Consider the following 18,270-nt stretch of genomic DNA (forward strand, 5'->3'; position numbering starts at 1 on the left):
AAAAGGAGATAAAAATGACATATTCAACCGCCGAATACGCGTTATTGTTCAAGGCGCTCTCGGATGAAACACGTTTGAGAATTATCAAAATGATTTCGGGAACCGAACTTTGCGCTTGCAATCTGCTGGAAGAATTCAACATCACGCAGCCGACGCTTTCGTATCACATGAAAATTTTAACGGACTGCGGATTGGCGGTTGCCAGAAAAGACGGGTCTTGGATGCGTTATACATTGAACGATGAGAAAGTCGCCGAAATGGCGGCTTTTTTGGCAGACGCCGTTTCAATTCCCGAAAAGGAAGAGAAATGCGGCTGTTGCTGACATAAATATTGAAATAAAATAAATAGAGGGCGAATTGGTTTGTTAAGAGGTGTGTGCTGTGGGAATTGAAAACAATGTGGGAATTGAAAATAGTGTAAAAGAAAAGAAAGAAAAAGCCGGTATCGGTTTTTTTGAAAAGTACTTGACGGTTTGGGTTTTGGCGTGTATGGCTGTCGGCATTCTTGTCGGCAAATTTCTGCCGGCAATTCCCGATACGCTCAATCGGTTTGAGATTGCAAATGTTTCCATTCCGATTGCGATTCTGATTTGGATTATGATTTATCCGATGATGCTGAAAGTGGATTTTCAAAGCATCAAAAATGTCGGCAAAAATCCGAAAGGATTGTTTTTGACATGGGTCGTGAATTGGTTGATTAAGCCGTTTACAATGTTTGCAATCGCCGCTTTCTTTTTTTATGTTGTCTTTAAAGCGCTCATTCCGCCGGAATTGGCAAAAGATTATTTGGCAGGCGCGGTTCTGCTCGGCGCAGCACCGTGTACAGCAATGGTTTTTGTCTGGAGCCATTTGGTGAAAGGAAATCCGGCTTACACGGTTGTTCAGGTCGCGACAAACGACATTATTATTTTGATTGCGTTTGCGCCGATTGTGGCATTTCTGCTCGGCATCAGCGATATTTTCGTGCCGATGGACACGCTGATTTTATCGGTTGTTCTGTTTGTCGTCATTCCGTTGGCGGCGGGGATTTTAACAAGAATGTATGTTCTTAAAAAGAAAGGATCGGATTATTTCCAAAATGTCTTTTTGAAAAAGTTTGACCACATCACAATTGTCGGTCTTCTTTTGACGTTGGTTATTATTTTCGCATTTCAGAGCGAAGTGATTTTGGCAAATCCGCTGCATATTGTATTAATTGCAATTCCGCTGACGATTCAAACATTTTTGATTTTTGCCGTTTCTTACGGCGGCGGAAAACTTTTGAAACTGCCCCATGACATCGCCGCGCCGGCCGCGATGATTGGCGCGTCCAACTTCTTTGAATTGGCAATCGCTGTCGCAATCGCGTTGTTTGGAACAACATCGCCTGTTGCGCTGGCAACGACGGTCGGCATTTTAACGGAGGTCCCGGTCATGCTACTGCTTGTGAAAATCGCGAATCGGACAAAGGATTGGTTTGGAGAAAAAAATAAGAAAGTTAATGAAAATAACTAAAAATTAATGAAAAAAACAATGATGGGACTCATGAAACGGTTTAATCAAAATCAACCGTTCCCTCAATGCCGTCTAAAATTCCCGGCACCAATTCCAAAATCATAACATTTTCGTCGGGAATGTTTTGTTTATTTTTAATATTAAATTCGGCGGCGGAAACAAAGCCGAATCTTTCATAATATTGCGGGTCGCCGACAAGAATGACAGCGGCGTAACCTTCGGCTTTGGCGCGCTTTAAGCTGTCCCGAACCAAATCGGAACCGATGCCTTTGTTGCGGTAATCAATATGAATGGCCAGCGGCGCGAGAAGAAGAATTTCAAACGTGTTTTTCGGCATGGAAGCAACGCCGTGAATGCCGAATTTTGTCAGCATGATGTGGCCAATGAGTTTATCGCCGGGTTCATCGCCTGCATTTTCATCACCTGCATTTTCATAAACAGTGTCATCAATCATGACAAGAGCCAATTCCGGAATATAATTGCCGCTGCTTCTTAATTTATTGATAAAATCTTGTTCAGAACCGTCAGATCTTTTTGCGGTTTGAAAAGCTGTTTTGACAAAATCATAGATTTGCGGGAAATCCGTTTCGGTTTCTTGTCTGATAATCATAAGTTGAAAAGGTTTCCGTGGTATATATTATTTGAGAATTAGAAAAATGGCAAAGGTGATAAACAAAAATCGTCTAATGAATATGGGAATGGAAATAAAGCCAATAAATAAAATTTAAAAAGGTAAAAAAATGATTCACATCGTCAAAGAATATGAACGCGTCGTCATCTTCAGATTGGGAAGATTAAACGGAGTCAAAGGACCCGGACTTTTTTTCACGACGCCTTTTTTAGACAGAACTGAAAAAATAGATATGAGAACAGTAACGATTGACGTTCCGAAACAGGATATTATTACAAAGGATAACGTCACGATTACGGTTGACGCAATTGTTTATTACAAAGTGATTGATCCTGAAATGGCAATTACAGAAGTTGAAGATTACAAATACGCAACGGCCATGCTCGCTCAAACGACCTTACGCGATGTTTTGGGTCAAATGGAATTGGACGAAGTTTTAACACAGCGCGAAAAAGTCAACACGGATTTGCAAAGGCTTTTGGACAGAGACACCGACCCGTGGGGTATTCGCGTTACATCCGTTACCATTCGCGATGTCAGCTTACCCGATTCCATGCTGCGTGCCATTGCCAAGCAAGCCGAAGCCGAAAGAGAGAAGCGTTCCAGAATTATTTTAGCAGAAGGCGAACATATATCGGCAACAAAAATGCGTGATGCTGCCGCTTTGTATGATGAGATTCCGGTTGCAATCCGCCTCAGAGAACTGCAAACACTTTCTGAAATTGCGCGTGAGAAAAATATGATTGTCGTTACAAACACAACCGACACCGGCGATATGATTGCAATGGCAAACGCAACAGCGGCAAGAAAACAAAACCGATAACGTGCCAGACGATAAAATAAAAGATATGAGATGAAAAATCATTTCATATCAATTTCATATTATTTCATAAAACATAATTGAATAGAGCATCCGCTCTTTCTTTTTTAAAAACGAAAAATAAAAGAAATAATGATAAAACGTGGGGCCGGTGAGATTTGAACTCACAACCGACGGGTCTCTCCGAATTGCCGATTTAAACGGCACTCTTACAAACGCACTTCAGCGCTCCAACGGTTCCTCATCGCATCTTCCCGTCGGAAGTTGCTCGGTTGACCCGTTGCTCATCATATATCCGCTGGAGCCCATCGCCCTACCAGGTTAGGCCACAGCCCCTCGACTGTTTTATCATAAATTCTGCCGCCAAAGCAAGCAGGAAACATAATAGGAAATTCAAAAGTAATAAAGGTTTTGAATCTGCGACTGCCATAAACAGAATAATTAAATATAGCCTTAACGGTCATAACAAGTGAAATCGAGTGGTTTTGAAAAAAATAATTCAAAATACGAGGAAAAATTATGGCATTCTGGGAAACATTTACTTGGATCGACTGGATTTTAGTCCTTTTGATCGCCCTTTTCCTGATCATGATCATCAGAAACGTTTACAAACTGATGAAAAGAAGAAACGAATATATGTCGCTTAAAGAAGCGCAAGAGCAATACGCTCAAGAACATAATGAACGCGTTCAATCCAAAGCGCACGCGGTTGACGCGGAATTTGAAGACGAAGATGACGAATAATTCTTCATAAATTTTTATTCTTTTTTATTAATTTAACTCGAAAACGAATTGCTGTTTTGATTTTAGAAAATATCATTTATAAAAATGACAGATTACGGCAAGATTTATAAACACCCTGATTTTACATTAAACATGGTGAGCTCAATGCTTATTGTCAATGCAGTAATCAAAATCAAACCCGGAACGGAAAAGGAATTCCTTGAGAAAGTTCAACCGCTTTTAAAAGCGAGCAGAAACGATGAAGGATGTATCAGCTACGGCCTTTACAAAAGCGCTGAAGAAGAAAACTCATTCATGATGATTGAACAGTGGACAAGTCCGGAAATGCTGGACAAACACACCAAAGAGCCGCATTTTATTAAATTCGGCGAAGACGCGGGACCGCTGATGGCAGCACCGCTTGACATTCAAACTTATCCTGTCGCAGAGTAACAAAAGTGAAGTGCGCAGAATAAAACACTAAATAAAGAATATTTAAAAAACAGTATTGTGAAACACCAATACAAAATTGAAATCGAAAACACTATTAGTAGCAAAAAACGAAAAAAAATAGGCGAGCCGGATTTCTCCGGTTCCGCCTTTTTTTAATTAATTTTGATCTTTTTAATTTTAAATTACGCTTCTTGGATTTTATCTTTGAATCGGGTGTAAGACCAAAGCTGATAAATCAGCACGATCGGCACGAAAATCAAAGCCGCGTAGAACATCAGCGTAAGCGTCAATTCACTTGAAGCCGCCGCGAAAATGCTGACACCGAATTCCGGATTAATTGTCGACTTTAAAATGTACGGGTAAAGCGACACGCATCCCGTTGCTGCGCCGAAGAAAATCGTGCCGAGGTTTGCAACGAATGCAAAAAGCGGCTTATCGGATTTCTTAACCGCCAAAGCGATACAGGTCAAAGCGAAGATAACCGCAATCAACGGAACCGCGTAAAGAATCGGATACACGTTGTAGTTGGCGGCAAATCCGTCTGTGTTGAAGAGCGCGATGATGTAAATCAAAGCAACCACTGCAACGCCGATTGATGTTTTCTTGCCGAAGCCGTTGCATCTTTCCGAAATCTCGCCAGTTGTTTTGTGCGCGACCCAGAAAGCTCCGGAGGTCAAGAAGAACAAAACAAACAGCAACGCGCCGAGCAAAGCATGAACGCCGAAGAGTCCGAGAAGTGTGCCTTCGTAGACGTAGCCCGCATTAATCACCATTCCTCTGAAGAAGTTGGTGAACGCGACACCCAAAACGACTGTGATGAGCAAACTGCCGAGTGCCCAGCCGTAGCGGAACACCTGCTGAAGTTTTGCGTTGTCGTCGTGGTAAATCAGCTCAATGCAGATGCCGCGCAAAATGATTGCGACCAGCAAAAGCATCATCGGAATATAAAGCCATGTGAACATCTTAGAGAAGATGAGCGGGAAAGCCGCGAACGTGCCGCCGGCTGCCAAAATCAGCCAAACCTGATTGCCGCCCCAGAACGGGCCGACGGATTTAGCTGTTTGAAGCGTTTGAGCCATGTTTTTCGGCAAAAAGGCCGCCAGCATTCCTGCACCGAGCGGGAATGAATCAGCGACCAAATAGATTGCCCAAATAACACACCAAAGAACAAACCAAATGTTAATGAGAAGTTCATAATCAAGCATGTTCCTTCACCTCCGGTCCTGCTCTGATTGCTCTGACCATCAAGTAGAGGAAGAGGAAGAACAAAAGCAGGTAGAAGAGTACTAAGAGTCCCATCGAGAAGATGATTTGAACCGCCGGAACAGCGGAAATCGCTTCTCCTGTTCTGTAAAGACCGTACACAATCCATGGCTGGCGGCCGACTTCGGCGACTGCCCACCCGAATGCGATTGCAAGGTACGGAAGCGGAATGCTGTAAAGCATGAGTTTCATGTATTTATTGGACTTGGAAGACTCCAATGTCGGATCTTTGCGAATCAAATAAAGACCGGCCAAAGCTTCCAATATGAAGATGATTCCCAAAATCACCATGATTCTGAAACTGAAGAATGTAATTGCAACCGGCGGCCGGTCTTCTTCGGCAATGTCATTAAGTCCGGTTACCTCACCGTGCGGATCTCCCGTTAACAAGAAGCTGCCCACATACGGAATGCCGATTGCCTGAACAATGTTGCCGGAGTTTGACGGAATCTGAATCAGATACATCGGCTTATCGGATCCGCTTTCCCAAACAGACTCCATTGCTGCGGCTTTGACCGGTTGGACTTCGCCGACATAGTGGCCGTAAAACATTCCGAGACACGGCAAAAGGATTGCTGAAATAATCAAAACGTAAACGCCGAGCTTCATAGATGAGCGGAAGATGTCTACGTTTGATTTTTTGAGCAGGAAGTAACCGCTGACTGCGACCATGAAAAGGGCGGACAGCAAGTAAGCTGCGATGAGCGTGTGAATCAGCATGTACCACAAATACGGGTTTGTCAGAACCGCGCCAAAATCGGAAAGAAGGATTTTGGAACCGTCTGCCGCCATTTCATACCCGACGGGGTTTTGCATGAATGCGTTTGCCGTAATAATCCAAATGGCTGAAATCATGGTACCGACAGAGACCAGAATCATTGAAACCGCTTTAAGAGCGGGTTTTTTGTGGCTGGTAAAGAGCCAAATACCAAAGAATGTAGCTTCCAAGAAGAAAGCGATGAGCGCTTCAAGAGCGAGCGGAGAGGCGAACACGTCACCCATGAATTCGGCGTAAGCGCCCCAATTTGTTCCGAACTGGAACGTCATGGCAAAGCCGGTTACGATACCGAATGCGAAATTGATTTTGAAGAGGTTGCCCCAAAATTGAGCCAACTTTTTCCATTTTTCTTGTTGTGTTTTCCAATATTTGACTTCAAAGCCTGCAACCATCGCGCCAAGACCAATGGTCAACGGAACGAAAATAAAGTGGAAGAAGACAGTGATTGCGAATTGAAGCCGACTTAATAAGACGATATCTTCTATCATAAATGTCACCCTGTTTCAATCATAAACAGCCAATACAAACAATTTTCAATTTACTGAAGTCGAAATTGTATGAATTAAATATATATTCTGAAAAAATATATATCAATTAATATTATGCAGTATACATATTTATATTTGTTTTCGACTTTCGTAAATCATTCCAGCTTAAGAATTTCACATAAATTAGAAATTCTTGCTTAATAGTAATTATTATTGATATATAAATATCTAATCCTTTGATAAAATTAAAAAAGAGAAGACTGAAAAAAGATAAAATTTTGAGAAGTGAATGTCAAAAATTAATAAATTATCTAATAAAATTATCAAAAAAAATAGAATAATAATTCTAAAAAAATTAAAATCATTGGATTAAACATTAATTTTAAATAGTAATTATTCCTATTATCTATTGTAAATTCAGTCCTGAATTTCAACGGCGTCCGGAAAAAAACGATTAAACGGATAATCTCCACATTTAAAAACGAATATTAAAAAAACGAATAGTATTAGAACCCAACCCCAAAAATTCATTCTAAAACGAACCAACCGTGAATATCCAAAGCATTCCGGATGCTTTTTTTAATAATTCAACTTTTTTAAACAAATAATTTAAGATTAAATTTATATTTAACTCTGTATTAAATAAATATGAAATCATCATATTGATGACTCGGAGGAAAAACACATGGATTTTACGTCTTTATTTAAAGCTCCCGAAACAGAAGGGAAAGAAAAACACGTCCCGGTAATTGAACGCGGAAACGGTCACAACGGCACCCACGACAATGTCGTTATTGTGACAGTCGGAAAAGAAACACCGCATCCGAACACGCTTGAACATCACATCGTTTGGATTGAACTCTATGGCATCAAAAAAGAAAACGATCAGGTTGTTTATATCGGCCGCGCTGATTTCGCGCCGACAGTTACCGAACCGGTCGCAACTTTCAAAACACTTGATTTAAAACAATTCAAAGCACTCGGCGCCGTTTCATACTGTAATCTTCACGGTGTCTGGAAGAATACTTTGGAACTCTGATTCCGCCGTGTTTGGAAAACACATTGGACCTTTAATTCACTGTGTTTGGAAATGAATACATAAATCTTAAATTTACTTTTCGATTTTAAATCTGCGGATTTAAAATCATCTTACACTTTTTTTGCCCACATATAATTTTTATAATAATTAGAAGATAATTAATATATTGACACCGCGCTGACCGCTGTGCCGATAAGGAGTTATCGAAATGACAAAAAAAATAAAAATTATAAAAAACGGTCCTTACGAGGTCAGCCCTGAGATTCCGCTGGTGCAGTCCGTTATTGTTGTTGATAATGACGGAACATCAATGAGCTGGAAAACGGGGAAGAAATATCCGGACCAAACCGAACCGTATTATCTTTGCCGTTGCGGGCGTTCTGACAATAAACCGTATTGCGACGGCGCGCATGAAAAACCGGCAGGACTTATGAAAAAAACATTTGACGGCACGGAAGTCGCAACGCATGAAAGCGATGAGAAAAACACGCGCATTTATGAAGGACCCGAACTGACTTTGATTGATGAAGAAAGCTTATGCGCTTCGTTGCGTTTCTGTGACCGCGGCCCGCGTATTTGGGATGCGGTTCTTCATTCCGACAGAGATTATTTGAAACAGATGGCAATCGAAGAATCATGTGATTGCGCCTCGGGCCGATTGACAGTTGTTGACAAAGAGGGAAATGTTTACGAACCGAAATCGGATCAGGAAATCGGATTGGTGCAGGACACAGCGTTGCAAATCAAAGGTCCGCTTTGGGTGAAAGGCGGCATCCCGGTCGAAGGCGCTGACGGGAAGCAATATAAGATCAGGAACCGCATGACACTTTGCCGCTGCGGGGAATCGAAAAATATGCCGTTTTGCGACACGTCACACAGAAGAAGCAAAAACATGTACGGACTTGACAAATAAGAACGGGTTTACCGTTTTATTTTCTTTTATATTTTTCATTTCATTTTCGTTTTCCCTTTCATTTTCGTTTTCATTTTCTCTTTCATTTATTTCATTTTTTCATTCTCTTTTTTATAATTTATTTTTCATTTCTCTTTTTAAAAATTATTTTCATTCATCTTTTTCTTTCTTTTTGAGTTATATTCACTGAAAACGTAAACCATCAAAAATAAATAAAGAGCGGATTATAACAATCGTATTTACCGTAAATATGAATGTATATGGATGACTGTATTCGATTGATTGCGTCATTCTTTTCGAGGAATTTTTATGAAAGTTACGATGGACATTGAATTAAGAGATGAGCCCGGGCAGCTCATCCTGGCGCTTGAGCCTGTTTCGCGCAACAAAGCGAACCTGATATCTGTCTTCCACTACCACAAGACAAATAATGCAACAAAAACAGGCAGCGGCAAAGTTCAAGTCCAGCTTGTGCTTGATGCCAAAAGCCCGGTGATTGCTAAAATAAAAGACGACATGGAAAAAACCGGCATTCGCGTTCTTCGAATCGGCGAAGAAAAATACAGAGAAACGATTACAGTGATTATGATCGGACATGTCGTAAACACGGATATTCGGGATACAATCAGCCGAATTGATGAAACAGGTATTGCCGAAGTGACAGATATGTCGCTCTCCATGCCGGAAATTGATGAACCGACTTCCGCCGCGATTACAATTAACGCTGTCGGAAAAGATGAACTGAAAAAAGTGGTTGCGCTTTTAAAGGAAATTACGAAAGAAAAGGACCTTCTTTTAGTGCTGCCGATTGAACTGGAGTGATGAAAATGAAAACAGTAAAAGCATCAATTATCGGATTCGGATCGATCGGTCAAGGCGTTGCACGCGTTCTTTTAATGAAAAAAGAAGATTTGAAAAAGGAAGGCATTGAAATTAAAGTCGTTGCAATTACGGATTCCAAAGGCGCTGTGATTGATGAAAACGGATTGGATTTGGAGAAATGTTTGGCTGTTAAGGCTGAAAAGGGAACGATTGCCGAAAAAGCGATGACGGGAATTGATGTCGTTAATCAGGTGGAACATGATTTGGTGATTGAAGTTTCCCCGACAGATGTCATTACGGGCGGCGCAGGTCTTTTGAATATGCAAGCGGCTTTTGAAAACGGCAGAAGTGTCGTGACATCGAATAAAGGGCCGCTGACTTTAAAGTTTAAAGAATTGAACGAAACGGCTGAAAAGAACGGATGCGCTTTCCGCTACGAAGCAACTGTCGGCGGCGCGATGCCGATCATCAATTTGACAAAAGAAGTGATGGCAGGCAACGAAATCAGCAGTATCAAAGGCATTTTTAACGGCACCTGCAATTACATTTTAACAAGAATGCTGGAAGAAAAATCCACATATTCTGAAATATTAACCGAAGCGGTCGACTTGGGAATTGCCGAGACCGATCCGACATACGATGTTGAAGGAATCGATACCGCCGGAAAAGTTGTGATTTTGGCAAACGCGGTTTTCGGGATGAACAAGACAATTAATGATGTTGACCGAACCGGCATTACTCAAATTACATATGAAGCACTTGAAATGAGCGCCAAGAACGGCAAAACGATTAAACTCATCGGCGAGGTCAGAAAAGACGGCACTTTAACGGTGTCGCCGAGACTTGTTCCGATCGGACACCCGCTTTCTGTCAGCGGCACGTTGAATGTCGCGTCAATTCAAACAGATTTGGCCGGCGAAATTACGGTGACGGGAAAAGGCGCGGGTTCCATTGAAACCGCCAGCGCGATATTGAGTGACATCATTTCCATTTACAAACAGGACTGAGCGAATAACATGACGCAGTTTTCAGAATTCACCGACATTTGCATTAAAGTCGAAAGCATTCCGGGCTCATTGGAGATGACGGATGTTTTCGCCGATTTTTTAAAAAATGTGGATGATGATGAGCTGGCGGTTTCATGTTATATGATTATGGGCGAAATTTTCCCCGCCTGGACCGGCAAAAAGCTCGGGCTCGGCCCGAATCTTCTTTATTCGGCACTTTCAAAGGCGGCCGGGATATCCCTTGATAAAATCAAAGCGCTTCTTCGCGAAACGGGAGATGTCGGCGAAACAACGTATCGGGCACTTTGTGATGATAAAAAAAGCCAATCGACTTTTTCAAGCTTTTTTGTAGCGGAAGATGATGAGAACGAAGAAGGAAACGGCAGTGCTTGCGGAACGAAAGGACGGTTGTCGATTCGTGAAGTTTATGACCGCCTCAAAGAAATTGCCGACGCTTCCGGCAAAGGCGCGCAATCTCAGAAAATAAAAAGTCTTCAATTTCTGTTTGCCGAGTCTTCGCCTGTTGAAGCCAAATATATTTCAAGAATCGCGCTTGAAGAGTTGCGTATCGGAATCGGTGAAGGAATTGTCAGAGACTCCATCGCCAAAGCGTTTGATGTTCCCGTGAATCAGGTTGAATTCGCATTCATGGTGACCAATGATTTGGGCGAAGTTGCCGCAGCCTCGAAGCGGGGCGGCGCTGACGCGTTGTCTCACCAGAATATTCAGGTCAACCGTCCGGTCAAAATGATGCTGGCGCAAGTGACAACGAGCATTGAAGCGGCTTTTGCCGAATTGGATGAAGCGGCGGTTGAATGGAAATTCGACGGCGCGCGTCTTCAAATTCACAAAAACGGTGATGAAATCGAATTATTCACGCGCCGATTGGAAAATGTGACAAATTCCCTCCCCGATGTCGTAAAAGCAGTGTCTTCCGCGGTGACTGCGGAAAATGCCGTTTTGGACGGTGAAGCTGTCGCGATTGACGAGAACGGAAACCCGCGCCCGTTCCAGGACATTTTACGCCGTTTCAGACGAAAATATGATGTTGAAACAACGTCAAGAGACATCCCGATTCATGTGAATTTATTTGATTTGCTTTATGCGGACGGTGTCAGCTATATTGAAAAACCGCTGACGGAACGAAGACAAAGACTCTCGGATATTGTCAAAACGGATGCAAAAGGCATCAGCGTTGATGAATTACAAATTACAAAAGATCCCGAAGTCGCGGCTGACATTTATCAAGCGGCATTGGCCGCCGGCCACGAAGGAATTATGATTAAAAACCCGACTTCGCCGTATTCGCCGGGAAAGCGCGGCAAAAATTGGCTGAAGAAAAAACCGGTAATGGACACGCTCGATTTGGTTGTTATCGGCGGCGAATGGGGTTCCGGGAAACGCAAAAACAAAATCGGATCCTACGTTTTAGCCTGCTTTGACAACATTAAAAATGTGTATTTGGAAATCGGACGCGTCGGAACCGGCCTCAGCGACGAGCTTTTGGACACTCTGACGGAACAGTTCGCCGACCTGATTGAAGCCGAAGACGGCGTGACGCTGAAAATAAAACCGGAAGTTGTTTTTGAAATCGCTTTTGAAGAAATCCAAAAAAGCCCGAATTATCCCGCAGGATACGCACTCCGTTTCCCGAGACTTGTTCGTGTTCGCGATGATAAAACAATTGAAGAAATCGATACGATTGAAAAAATTGATCGGATGTATCAAGGACAGAAGGAATGAACGCGGTCCGTTTGCGCAAGCGAACGGGTGTGATAAGAAGGCGCAGATGCACACAGCAGAAAAATGCCCCCCTTGCGCGCGCGACGCTGCATGATCTTAAACACGTATTGTAACTTGCCGCGTAATAAAATTATTGAAATTGATAAAAACGAAATCTCATTTTTCTAAATCTTCTTTCGAATATCGAATCAACGGTTTTGACAAATGCCGTCTCGCCGACGGCGGCACTTCATAATATCTCGGACGGATTTTTCGGGGGATATGAATTTCAATTTTGGAATCCGCTTTTGTTTTACATTTTTTGCAACGGAATCCTTGTCCGATTCCGGCCGATTCCATGCGCTTGCCGCAATTGAAACAAATCGGATTATCAAGTTTGAAATCATCGGCGAGTTCCAGGATTTTAATTTTTTCAAGATTCAGCGTTTCATTTTTGAAACTGCCGTAAACACGGATTTCGTCACCCGGAATCAGTTCCCGAATAATATGACGGAAATTTCCGGTCGGCTCGTAGGCGGCACATTCTAAAAGCGTACCGTTTGAATCTTTCAATTTAAAAATATCGTGACCGCCTTCAATTGTTTCAGCTTTTGAATCAACAGTCCCTTCCAGAATATAGGAATGAAGCGGCTGCATTTCTGAAACAGAATGAATTGAATTAATTGAATTAATTGGATTTGTTGGATTGATTGAAATCAGATGAGCATCAGTTCCCTGATTGGTTTGAAAAATTTGAAACCGTTCAACTTCTTCTGAAACAACAAACTCAGCCGCCGTTTTTACCGCGTTAGCGGAATTGCCTCGAATGCCGAATAAAACAGGGTCATTGCCGCCCGGGACACAAACCGGAAACGGTTTTGTCTTTTTATCGTAATCAATCGTATCCCATGTTTCAGGCGTTGTTTTTTGATCGACGGAAATCAGGCTTTCGGGATCAACAAAACGCTCAGGCCCGCCGTTGCTGCCCCAATTTTTCGGCAGGCGGTAAGCCAAATATTCGTAAGTGGATTCCCATCCGGGATTGAGCATTGCGCCGCAAACGGCAAGCGCTCCAATCAAACCGCGGCCGTTTTTCAATGAAAAATGAAAAACGGAATCCGGAAATTCGGATTCAAATTGATTTAAGATCGCGGCCGCTTCTTCAATTTCAATAACATCGGTGACCGCCTTTTTGAAAAAGTCGTAAAGCAGCAGGCGCAAAGATTCCGATTCACACGCGCCGTCAAAAATAAAAACCGCGCCGGGATTTGTTTTTTCACAAGATAAATCAGAATATTCATTGATTTTTTCAGTAACAAAAGAAATCAAATCCCTTTTTGTTTCCGGATTTTCATCAAACATCGAAAAATGAATCCCGAGAGCCGCGTTGCCGCGTGTTTTGTAAGGAATTGTCGGGTTCAGGCGAACAAGATAAGGAAAGCCGTTGACGACCCCGAAAGCCTTCAGCTCCTCCGCCAAAAGCGCCGCCAAATAAGTCGTACACATACCCTCATTTGAATCCGTATCGTCAATTCCAATCAGCATCAGATGTCAAAAAGAACGGCAAATTATTTTTAGATTCTTATGAGCAAAATAGACTGAAAAAAGAAAGACCGAAAAGGAAGGATTGAAAAGGAAGAATTGAAAAAGAAGGACAGAAAGGGATGGAAAATAAATGAAAAAACAAAGCAACCGCCTCCAACGACGCGTTTCACGAGCGTCAGCGAGTGAAAGAAGGAGTTGGAGATTCTTCTCCTGCGATCAATAAAAACATAAGCAGAGAAGATGTAAATTGGAGATGTTCAGCCATTAAAAATGGTTTCATTAACGGAGGGGAGCAATCCGCAATTTTCAATTTCATTCGCTCCGCTCATGAAATTTCAATTGCGGTCGTATTTGAACTTTTCTTCAAATTAAAACAAAAACAAACATCGAATTTGATAATATTTCGATAAACCCGAACGCCCATTTAAATCCTAAAATAAAAAGCGGTTTTTGAATTTGGGTTTTAATCGGCGTTCGGTTTTCATTTTCTTTTGAAAAAACGATGTTTTGGCTAATTGTAAAAACAAAAAATGAAAGTGAAAAATAAACATAGACAAAAAGTAAACGAAAAAACCCGAAAAGAAAAAAGAAAAACAAAAAGAAGAGAATTGAAACAAATGTTTCAATTCGAATCGGTTTCAGATTAAAACAACAATGAAGACAATGTCACATTGTCCGGATAGTAAAGGGAATAGCTGTTGATTTCGGCCAGTTCCGCTGCTTTGTCGGCGGCGACATAAAGATTGCCGTAATCGTCAATTAAACCGTATTTCAAAGCGTCTTCGCCGACATAAACTCTGCCGTCGGCAAGTTTTAAGACTTCTTCACGCGTCATTCCGCGACCTTCTGCAACATCGTTGACGAAAGTATTGAAACTGACATCAATAATGTGCTGCCAGTATGCTTTTTCTTCAGCCGTTAAACTACGGTAATCCGAGCCCATGTCTTTCATTTCACCGCTTTTGAAAACAGTGATATTGACACCGTTTTCTTCATAGATGGAAGAATTGTCGGCGTGTCTGCCGATGACACCGATTGAGCCCGTTGTTGTTCCGGGGCTTGCATAAATGTAATCGGTTTGGGAAGCCACATAATAAGCGGCACTGGTCGCCTGATCGCCCATTGAAGTGACAACCGGAATGCCTTTGTCGCGCGCGCGCTGGATTTCCATGTTAATTTCCTGGGAGCATGAACCGGTACCGCCGGGACTGTCGATTCTTAAAACAATCGCTTTGACACTGTTGTTATCAACGGCGGAACGGATATGACCGCAAATGGCGTCTGAGCCTGCAATTCCGGAACCGTAAGCGTAATCGCCGGTATACATGTATCCGTTGATATGAATGACAGCAACTTTATTGCCCGAGCCGACACCGGATGCCCCTTCCGCTGCGATATAAACCGCAGAAACAAGAACAAAAAGGACGAGAACAAGACCGACAACGATCCATAATCCTTTATTGGATTTTTTCTGAGGCGGGGTCGGCGGAGCAGACGGCCGCGGAGCCGGACGAGCGGCAGGCGCAGACGGTGCGGATGACACAGGTCTCGATACAGGTCTCAACACCGGTGCGGAAGATGCGGGAGGTGCTTTATCAGCAATGTTTTCTTCCGGTTTTGTTTCAGACACGTAACTGTAATACGGCCGATAACTGGAACCGGAGGGGGATGAACCCGCGGGAGTGTTTTGATTCAATTTAAAAATCCTCCTATGATTACCAAAAACAATTTAAGAACGATGAAAACCAAAAGGTTGTTTTGAATTAAATATTTCTCTGTTCAGCAAATACGTATACAAAATTTTATAAATTCGGGAGGACTTCATAACACCCTCTCAACGAAATTGAAGATGAATCAAAATCATATTTATCTCATTTTCAATCATTTATCAAATATATTTATCAAAATCGAATAATTATCAAATTTATCAAAACTCAAGACTTGAGGAATCACAAAATGAACAAAGACACAAAACCGATGATTGTCACTTGCGGGCTTCCGTACGCAAACGGAATGGCACATCTCGGTCACATGCGCACTTACGTGCCGGCGGACATTTACGTCCGTTCCCAAAGAAAACAGGGACGTGAAGTTGTCTTCATTTGCGGCTCCGACACGCACGGAACACCGGTTGTCGTCAACGCAGAAAAAGAAGGCATCACACCAAAAGAACTGGTGACGATTTATCACAAACACTTTTCGGACATTTTCACGCGCATGGGGGTTCGTTTTGATGCGTACGGCACAACGGATGACGAAGAAAACCATGTCAGAACCACCGACATTGTTCAAAAACTCATTGACGGCGGTTATGTTTATTCCAAAAATATTGATATTGCTTATTGCCCGCACTGCGACCGTTTCCTGCCGGACCGTTATGTGGAAGGCATCTGCCCGCACTGCAGCGCAATCGCGCGCGGCGACGAATGTGACCAAGGCTGTAAGAAACCGCTTTTCCCGGGCGAATTAATTGACCCGAGATGCGCGGTTTGCAAAAATCCCGCAGAATACAGAAGCCAGGAACATTATTTCTTCAAACTTTCCGAGTTTGACGGGTTTTTAAAAGATTATTTAGAAACATTAAAAGGAACGGACAACGCCGTCAACTACGCTAAAGGATGGGTGACACAAGGGTTGGAAGACTGGTGCATTACCCGAAATATGGATTGGGGCGTTAAGTTCCCGGGCGTTGACGGTCTTGTCGTTTATGTTTGGGTGGATGCGCCCATCGGCTACATTGCGTTTACCGAAGAGTGGGCCAAATCCGCCGGTGACTCTTGGGAGAAATTCTGGAAAGCCAACACAGACGGAACGTTAGCAACACAAGATTCTGAGATTGTTCACTTTATCGGCGGCGACATTGTCTACCATCACTGTATTTTCTGGCCGGCAATGTTGAAAGGTGCCGGATATTCTCTCCCGACAGACGTTGTGGCTTCGGGAATGGTTAAAATTGAAGACAAGAAATTCTCAAAGAGCCGCGGTTATGTTGTTTGGGTCGGCGAGGATTATTTGGACCAAGGATTCCACCCGGATTTGCTCCGCTTTTACTTAGCCGGCTACACGTCCCACACCAAGGAACTCAATTTCGGTTGGGACATGCTTCAGGAAAAAATTAACTCTGAACTCGTAGCCGTTCTCGGAAACTTGTTTTACCGGTCACTTTTATTCGCGTCCAAAAACTTCGGCACGATTCCGAACGGAACGGTTGACCCGGAAATTTTGGAAAAGATTAAGCAGACAACGGCTGGCGCAATCAAGGCACTTGAAGAATATGAATTTAAAAAGTATTCCGACACCGTCATGGAACTCGCGTCTTATGCCAACACGTATTTCCAGTCACATGAACCGTGGGCGCTTATTAAAACCGACAAGGACGCATGCGGCGAAGTGGTGTACAATTGCCTTCAGCTTGTGAAAGCGTTGGCTGTTCTTTTTGAACCTGTGACGCCCGGCAAAATGCAGGAAGCGTGGATTCAGCTCGGTCTTGACGGAAATGTGGCGGATGTTCTTTATGACGAAGCACTTGTGCCGCTTGTGCCGGGATCGGATCTTGGTAAGCCTGAAATTTTGTTTACGAAATTAGAAGATGACAAGATTGCGGAAATGGATGAAATCGCCAAGAAGCGTGTTCATTTGGCAATGAAGGAAGCCGGTTTGGTGCCGGATGAAGAAAAATTAGTGGAAAACGCAAAGAAAGAAAAAGGCGGCAAAAACGCGCCGAAATGCGCTTGCGCCGCGGGTGAAAAAATGGATGCAGAAAACAAAGCTGAAAATGCAAATGAACCGGAATTATTGCCTGAAATTACGATTGATGATTTCTTCAAAACACAAATCAAAGTCGGAAAAATCATTTCCGCTGAAATTATTGAGAAATCAGAAAAGCTTTACAAAATCATGGTCGATGTCGGCGAGCCTGAACCGCGCCAAATTGTTTCAGGCATTCGCGCATACTACACAACAGAAGAGCTTGTCGGCAAAACTGTTTGTGTGATTGTCAATTTGAAAGCGGCAAAATTGTGCGGCGTGAAGTCGCAGGGCATGATTTTAGCGGCCGATGACGGCAACGGCAAAGTTTCTCTTTTGATGCCGGACCAGGATTTGGAACCCGGATCTGACGTTTGCTGATTATGAAAGCGAAACGGGAAATCCGTTTCATTTCTGTTTTATTTTAAATACGTATCGCGTTTTGTTTGTTTTTTGAAAAGCGGAGCGGTTCGCGCACGGCGGCAACCGCAAAAATCGAGCCTGCCATTGATCTAAAGTGGTCAAATTCGACCACTTTAAAATCAGGGTTGTAAATTGTTTCCCATGTTCCTAAAAATTCGAGAGTATTTCTATTTCTCATCCAGTTTTTAATGATATCAGCCGGCCTTGAAAGATTTGATTTTGCATTTGCAATATCGGTTATGCAAATAAAATCTTCTTTATCAAAAGATGAAACTGAGATTTCAATATCATTCACTGTAATCGTTATATTTTTTCCATTCACTGTATCTTCCCTCTGATCTGCCATCAACCAAATTTAAAGAGATGACAACCTAAAGCGGAAGATATGTAAAATAAGAGGAT

At 42.7% G+C, this 18,270-nt stretch carries 17 protein-coding genes and 1 tRNA gene; 11 read left to right on the plus strand and 7 right to left on the minus strand.

From position 1 onward, the window contains the following. Nucleotides 1-14 precede the first annotated feature (14 nt). Both C7391_RS03875 and arsB read left to right on the plus strand, forming a co-directional pair. Nucleotides 15-323 carry an ArsR/SmtB family transcription factor gene (locus tag C7391_RS03875; protein ID WP_133517245.1) on the plus strand — a complete coding sequence of 103 codons (309 nt, stop codon included), beginning with the start codon at nt 15-17 and terminating at the stop codon, nt 321-323. Nucleotides 324-381: 58 nt separating this feature from the next. After that, entirely contained in the window at nt 382-1,494 is a 1,113-nt protein-coding gene (gene arsB, locus C7391_RS03880; RefSeq protein WP_279526726.1) for an ACR3 family arsenite efflux transporter, read from the plus strand. 40 nt (nt 1,495-1,534) lie between these two features. Here the strand turns inward: arsB and C7391_RS03885 are convergent, their stop codons facing one another. Then, on the minus strand, nt 1,535-2,104 hold the full coding sequence (locus C7391_RS03885) for a GNAT family N-acetyltransferase (protein WP_133517246.1): 570 nt from the start codon (nt 2,102-2,104) through the stop codon (nt 1,535-1,537). Between the two features lie 130 nt (nt 2,105-2,234). On the opposite strand from C7391_RS03885, the gene C7391_RS03890 reads away from it, so the two are divergent. Continuing rightward, a complete protein-coding gene (locus C7391_RS03890) occupies nt 2,235-2,948 on the plus strand; it encodes a slipin family protein (RefSeq protein WP_133517247.1) in 714 nt (237 codons plus the stop codon). Between the two features lie 140 nt (nt 2,949-3,088). Here C7391_RS03890 and C7391_RS08275 read toward each other — a convergent pair. Next, a tRNA-Trp gene (locus C7391_RS08275) sits at nt 3,089-3,281 on the minus strand. Between the two features lie 183 nt (nt 3,282-3,464). Between C7391_RS08275 and C7391_RS03895 the strand changes: the two genes are divergently transcribed. Together C7391_RS03895 and C7391_RS03900 are read left to right on the plus strand one after the other, a co-directional pair. After that, the gene (locus C7391_RS03895) at nt 3,465-3,689 is read left to right on the plus strand and encodes a hypothetical protein (RefSeq protein ID WP_133517248.1); all 225 of its coding nucleotides are present in this window, start codon (nt 3,465-3,467) and stop codon (nt 3,687-3,689) included. A 144-nt stretch (nt 3,690-3,833) separates the two neighbouring features. Then, on the plus strand, nt 3,834-4,121 hold the full coding sequence (locus C7391_RS03900; protein WP_166627398.1) for a putative quinol monooxygenase: 288 nt from the start codon (nt 3,834-3,836) through the stop codon (nt 4,119-4,121). Between the two features lie 182 nt (nt 4,122-4,303). Here the strand turns inward: C7391_RS03900 and cydB are convergent, their stop codons facing one another. Beyond that, nucleotides 4,304-5,326: a cytochrome d ubiquinol oxidase subunit II gene (gene cydB / locus C7391_RS03905; protein ID WP_133517250.1), complete on the minus strand. Its 1,023-nt coding sequence runs from the start codon at nt 5,324-5,326 to the stop codon at nt 4,304-4,306. After that, nucleotides 5,319-6,650, minus strand: coding sequence for a cytochrome ubiquinol oxidase subunit I (locus C7391_RS03910; RefSeq protein ID WP_223610985.1), 1,332 nt, complete (start codon nt 6,648-6,650; stop codon nt 5,319-5,321). The genes cydB and C7391_RS03910 overlap by 8 nt, the downstream gene beginning before the upstream one ends. Nucleotides 6,651-7,335: 685 nt before the next feature. Between C7391_RS03910 and C7391_RS03915 the strand changes: the two genes are divergently transcribed. From C7391_RS03915 to C7391_RS03935, 5 genes are all read left to right on the plus strand, one after another. Next, nucleotides 7,336-7,689, plus strand: coding sequence for a desulfoferrodoxin family protein (locus C7391_RS03915; protein ID WP_133517251.1), 354 nt, complete (start codon nt 7,336-7,338; stop codon nt 7,687-7,689). A gap of 208 nt (nt 7,690-7,897) precedes the next feature. Then, complete coding sequence (locus tag C7391_RS03920; RefSeq protein WP_133517252.1) at nt 7,898-8,602, plus strand: CDGSH iron-sulfur domain-containing protein; 705 nt, start codon at nt 7,898-7,900, stop codon at nt 8,600-8,602. A 309-nt stretch (nt 8,603-8,911) separates the two neighbouring features. Next, nucleotides 8,912-9,424: an amino acid-binding protein gene (locus tag C7391_RS03925; protein ID WP_133517253.1), complete on the plus strand. Its 513-nt coding sequence runs from the start codon at nt 8,912-8,914 to the stop codon at nt 9,422-9,424. Between the two features lie 5 nt (nt 9,425-9,429). Then, the gene (locus tag C7391_RS03930) at nt 9,430-10,431 is read left to right on the plus strand and encodes a homoserine dehydrogenase (protein WP_133517254.1); all 1,002 of its coding nucleotides are present in this window, start codon (nt 9,430-9,432) and stop codon (nt 10,429-10,431) included. A gap of 9 nt (nt 10,432-10,440) precedes the next feature. Beyond that, nucleotides 10,441-12,174, plus strand: a complete 1,734-nt coding sequence (locus C7391_RS03935; protein WP_133517255.1) for an ATP-dependent DNA ligase — start codon at nt 10,441-10,443, stop codon at nt 12,172-12,174. Between the two features lie 156 nt (nt 12,175-12,330). Here C7391_RS03935 and C7391_RS03940 read toward each other — a convergent pair whose 3' ends face one another. Together C7391_RS03940 and sppA are read right to left on the minus strand one after the other, a co-directional pair. Beyond that, nucleotides 12,331-13,698 carry a tRNA(Ile)(2)-agmatinylcytidine synthase gene (locus tag C7391_RS03940; protein WP_133517256.1) on the minus strand — a complete coding sequence of 456 codons (1,368 nt, stop codon included), beginning with the start codon at nt 13,696-13,698 and terminating at the stop codon, nt 12,331-12,333. A 643-nt stretch (nt 13,699-14,341) separates the two neighbouring features. Next, complete coding sequence (sppA, locus tag C7391_RS03945; RefSeq protein ID WP_133517257.1) at nt 14,342-15,394, minus strand: signal peptide peptidase SppA; 1,053 nt, start codon at nt 15,392-15,394, stop codon at nt 14,342-14,344. Between the two features lie 260 nt (nt 15,395-15,654). On the opposite strand from sppA, the gene metG reads away from it, so the two are divergent. Further along, complete coding sequence (gene metG, locus C7391_RS03950; RefSeq protein ID WP_133517258.1) at nt 15,655-17,826, plus strand: methionine--tRNA ligase; 2,172 nt, start codon at nt 15,655-15,657, stop codon at nt 17,824-17,826. Nucleotides 17,827-17,869: 43 nt separating this feature from the next. Here metG and C7391_RS03955 read toward each other — a convergent pair whose 3' ends face one another. Next, nucleotides 17,870-18,214: a KilA-N domain-containing protein gene (locus tag C7391_RS03955; protein ID WP_133517259.1), complete on the minus strand. Its 345-nt coding sequence runs from the start codon at nt 18,212-18,214 to the stop codon at nt 17,870-17,872. Between the last annotated feature and the right edge of the window lie 56 nt (nt 18,215-18,270).

Source organism: Methanimicrococcus blatticola (genome assembly GCF_004363215.1).
Taxonomy (GTDB): domain Archaea; phylum Halobacteriota; class Methanosarcinia; order Methanosarcinales; family Methanosarcinaceae; genus Methanimicrococcus; species Methanimicrococcus blatticola.

Coding starts and splice junctions, on each gene's coding strand:
- C7391_RS03875 (WP_133517245.1), top strand. CDS start 15: ATGACATATTCAACCGCCGAATACGCGTTATTGTTCAAGGCGCTCTCG.
- C7391_RS03885 (WP_133517246.1), bottom strand. CDS start 2,104: ATGATTATCAGACAAGAAACCGAAACGGATTTCCCGCAAATCTATGAT.
- C7391_RS03890 (WP_133517247.1), top strand. CDS start 2,235: ATGATTCACATCGTCAAAGAATATGAACGCGTCGTCATCTTCAGATTG.
- C7391_RS03895 (WP_133517248.1), top strand. CDS start 3,465: ATGGCATTCTGGGAAACATTTACTTGGATCGACTGGATTTTAGTCCTT.
- C7391_RS03900 (WP_166627398.1), top strand. CDS start 3,834: ATGCTTATTGTCAATGCAGTAATCAAAATCAAACCCGGAACGGAAAAG.
- cydB (WP_133517250.1), bottom strand. CDS start 5,326: ATGCTTGATTATGAACTTCTCATTAACATTTGGTTTGTTCTTTGGTGT.
- C7391_RS03910 (WP_223610985.1), bottom strand. CDS start 6,650: ATGATAGAAGATATCGTCTTATTAAGTCGGCTTCAATTCGCAATCACT.
- C7391_RS03915 (WP_133517251.1), top strand. CDS start 7,336: ATGGATTTTACGTCTTTATTTAAAGCTCCCGAAACAGAAGGGAAAGAA.
- C7391_RS03920 (WP_133517252.1), top strand. CDS start 7,898: ATGACAAAAAAAATAAAAATTATAAAAAACGGTCCTTACGAGGTCAGC.
- C7391_RS03925 (WP_133517253.1), top strand. CDS start 8,912: ATGAAAGTTACGATGGACATTGAATTAAGAGATGAGCCCGGGCAGCTC.
- C7391_RS03930 (WP_133517254.1), top strand. CDS start 9,430: ATGAAAACAGTAAAAGCATCAATTATCGGATTCGGATCGATCGGTCAA.
- C7391_RS03935 (WP_133517255.1), top strand. CDS start 10,441: ATGACGCAGTTTTCAGAATTCACCGACATTTGCATTAAAGTCGAAAGC.
- C7391_RS03940 (WP_133517256.1), bottom strand. CDS start 13,698: ATGCTGATTGGAATTGACGATACGGATTCAAATGAGGGTATGTGTACG.
- metG (WP_133517258.1), top strand. CDS start 15,655: ATGAACAAAGACACAAAACCGATGATTGTCACTTGCGGGCTTCCGTAC.
- C7391_RS03955 (WP_133517259.1), bottom strand. CDS start 18,214: ATGGCAGATCAGAGGGAAGATACAGTGAATGGAAAAAATATAACGATT.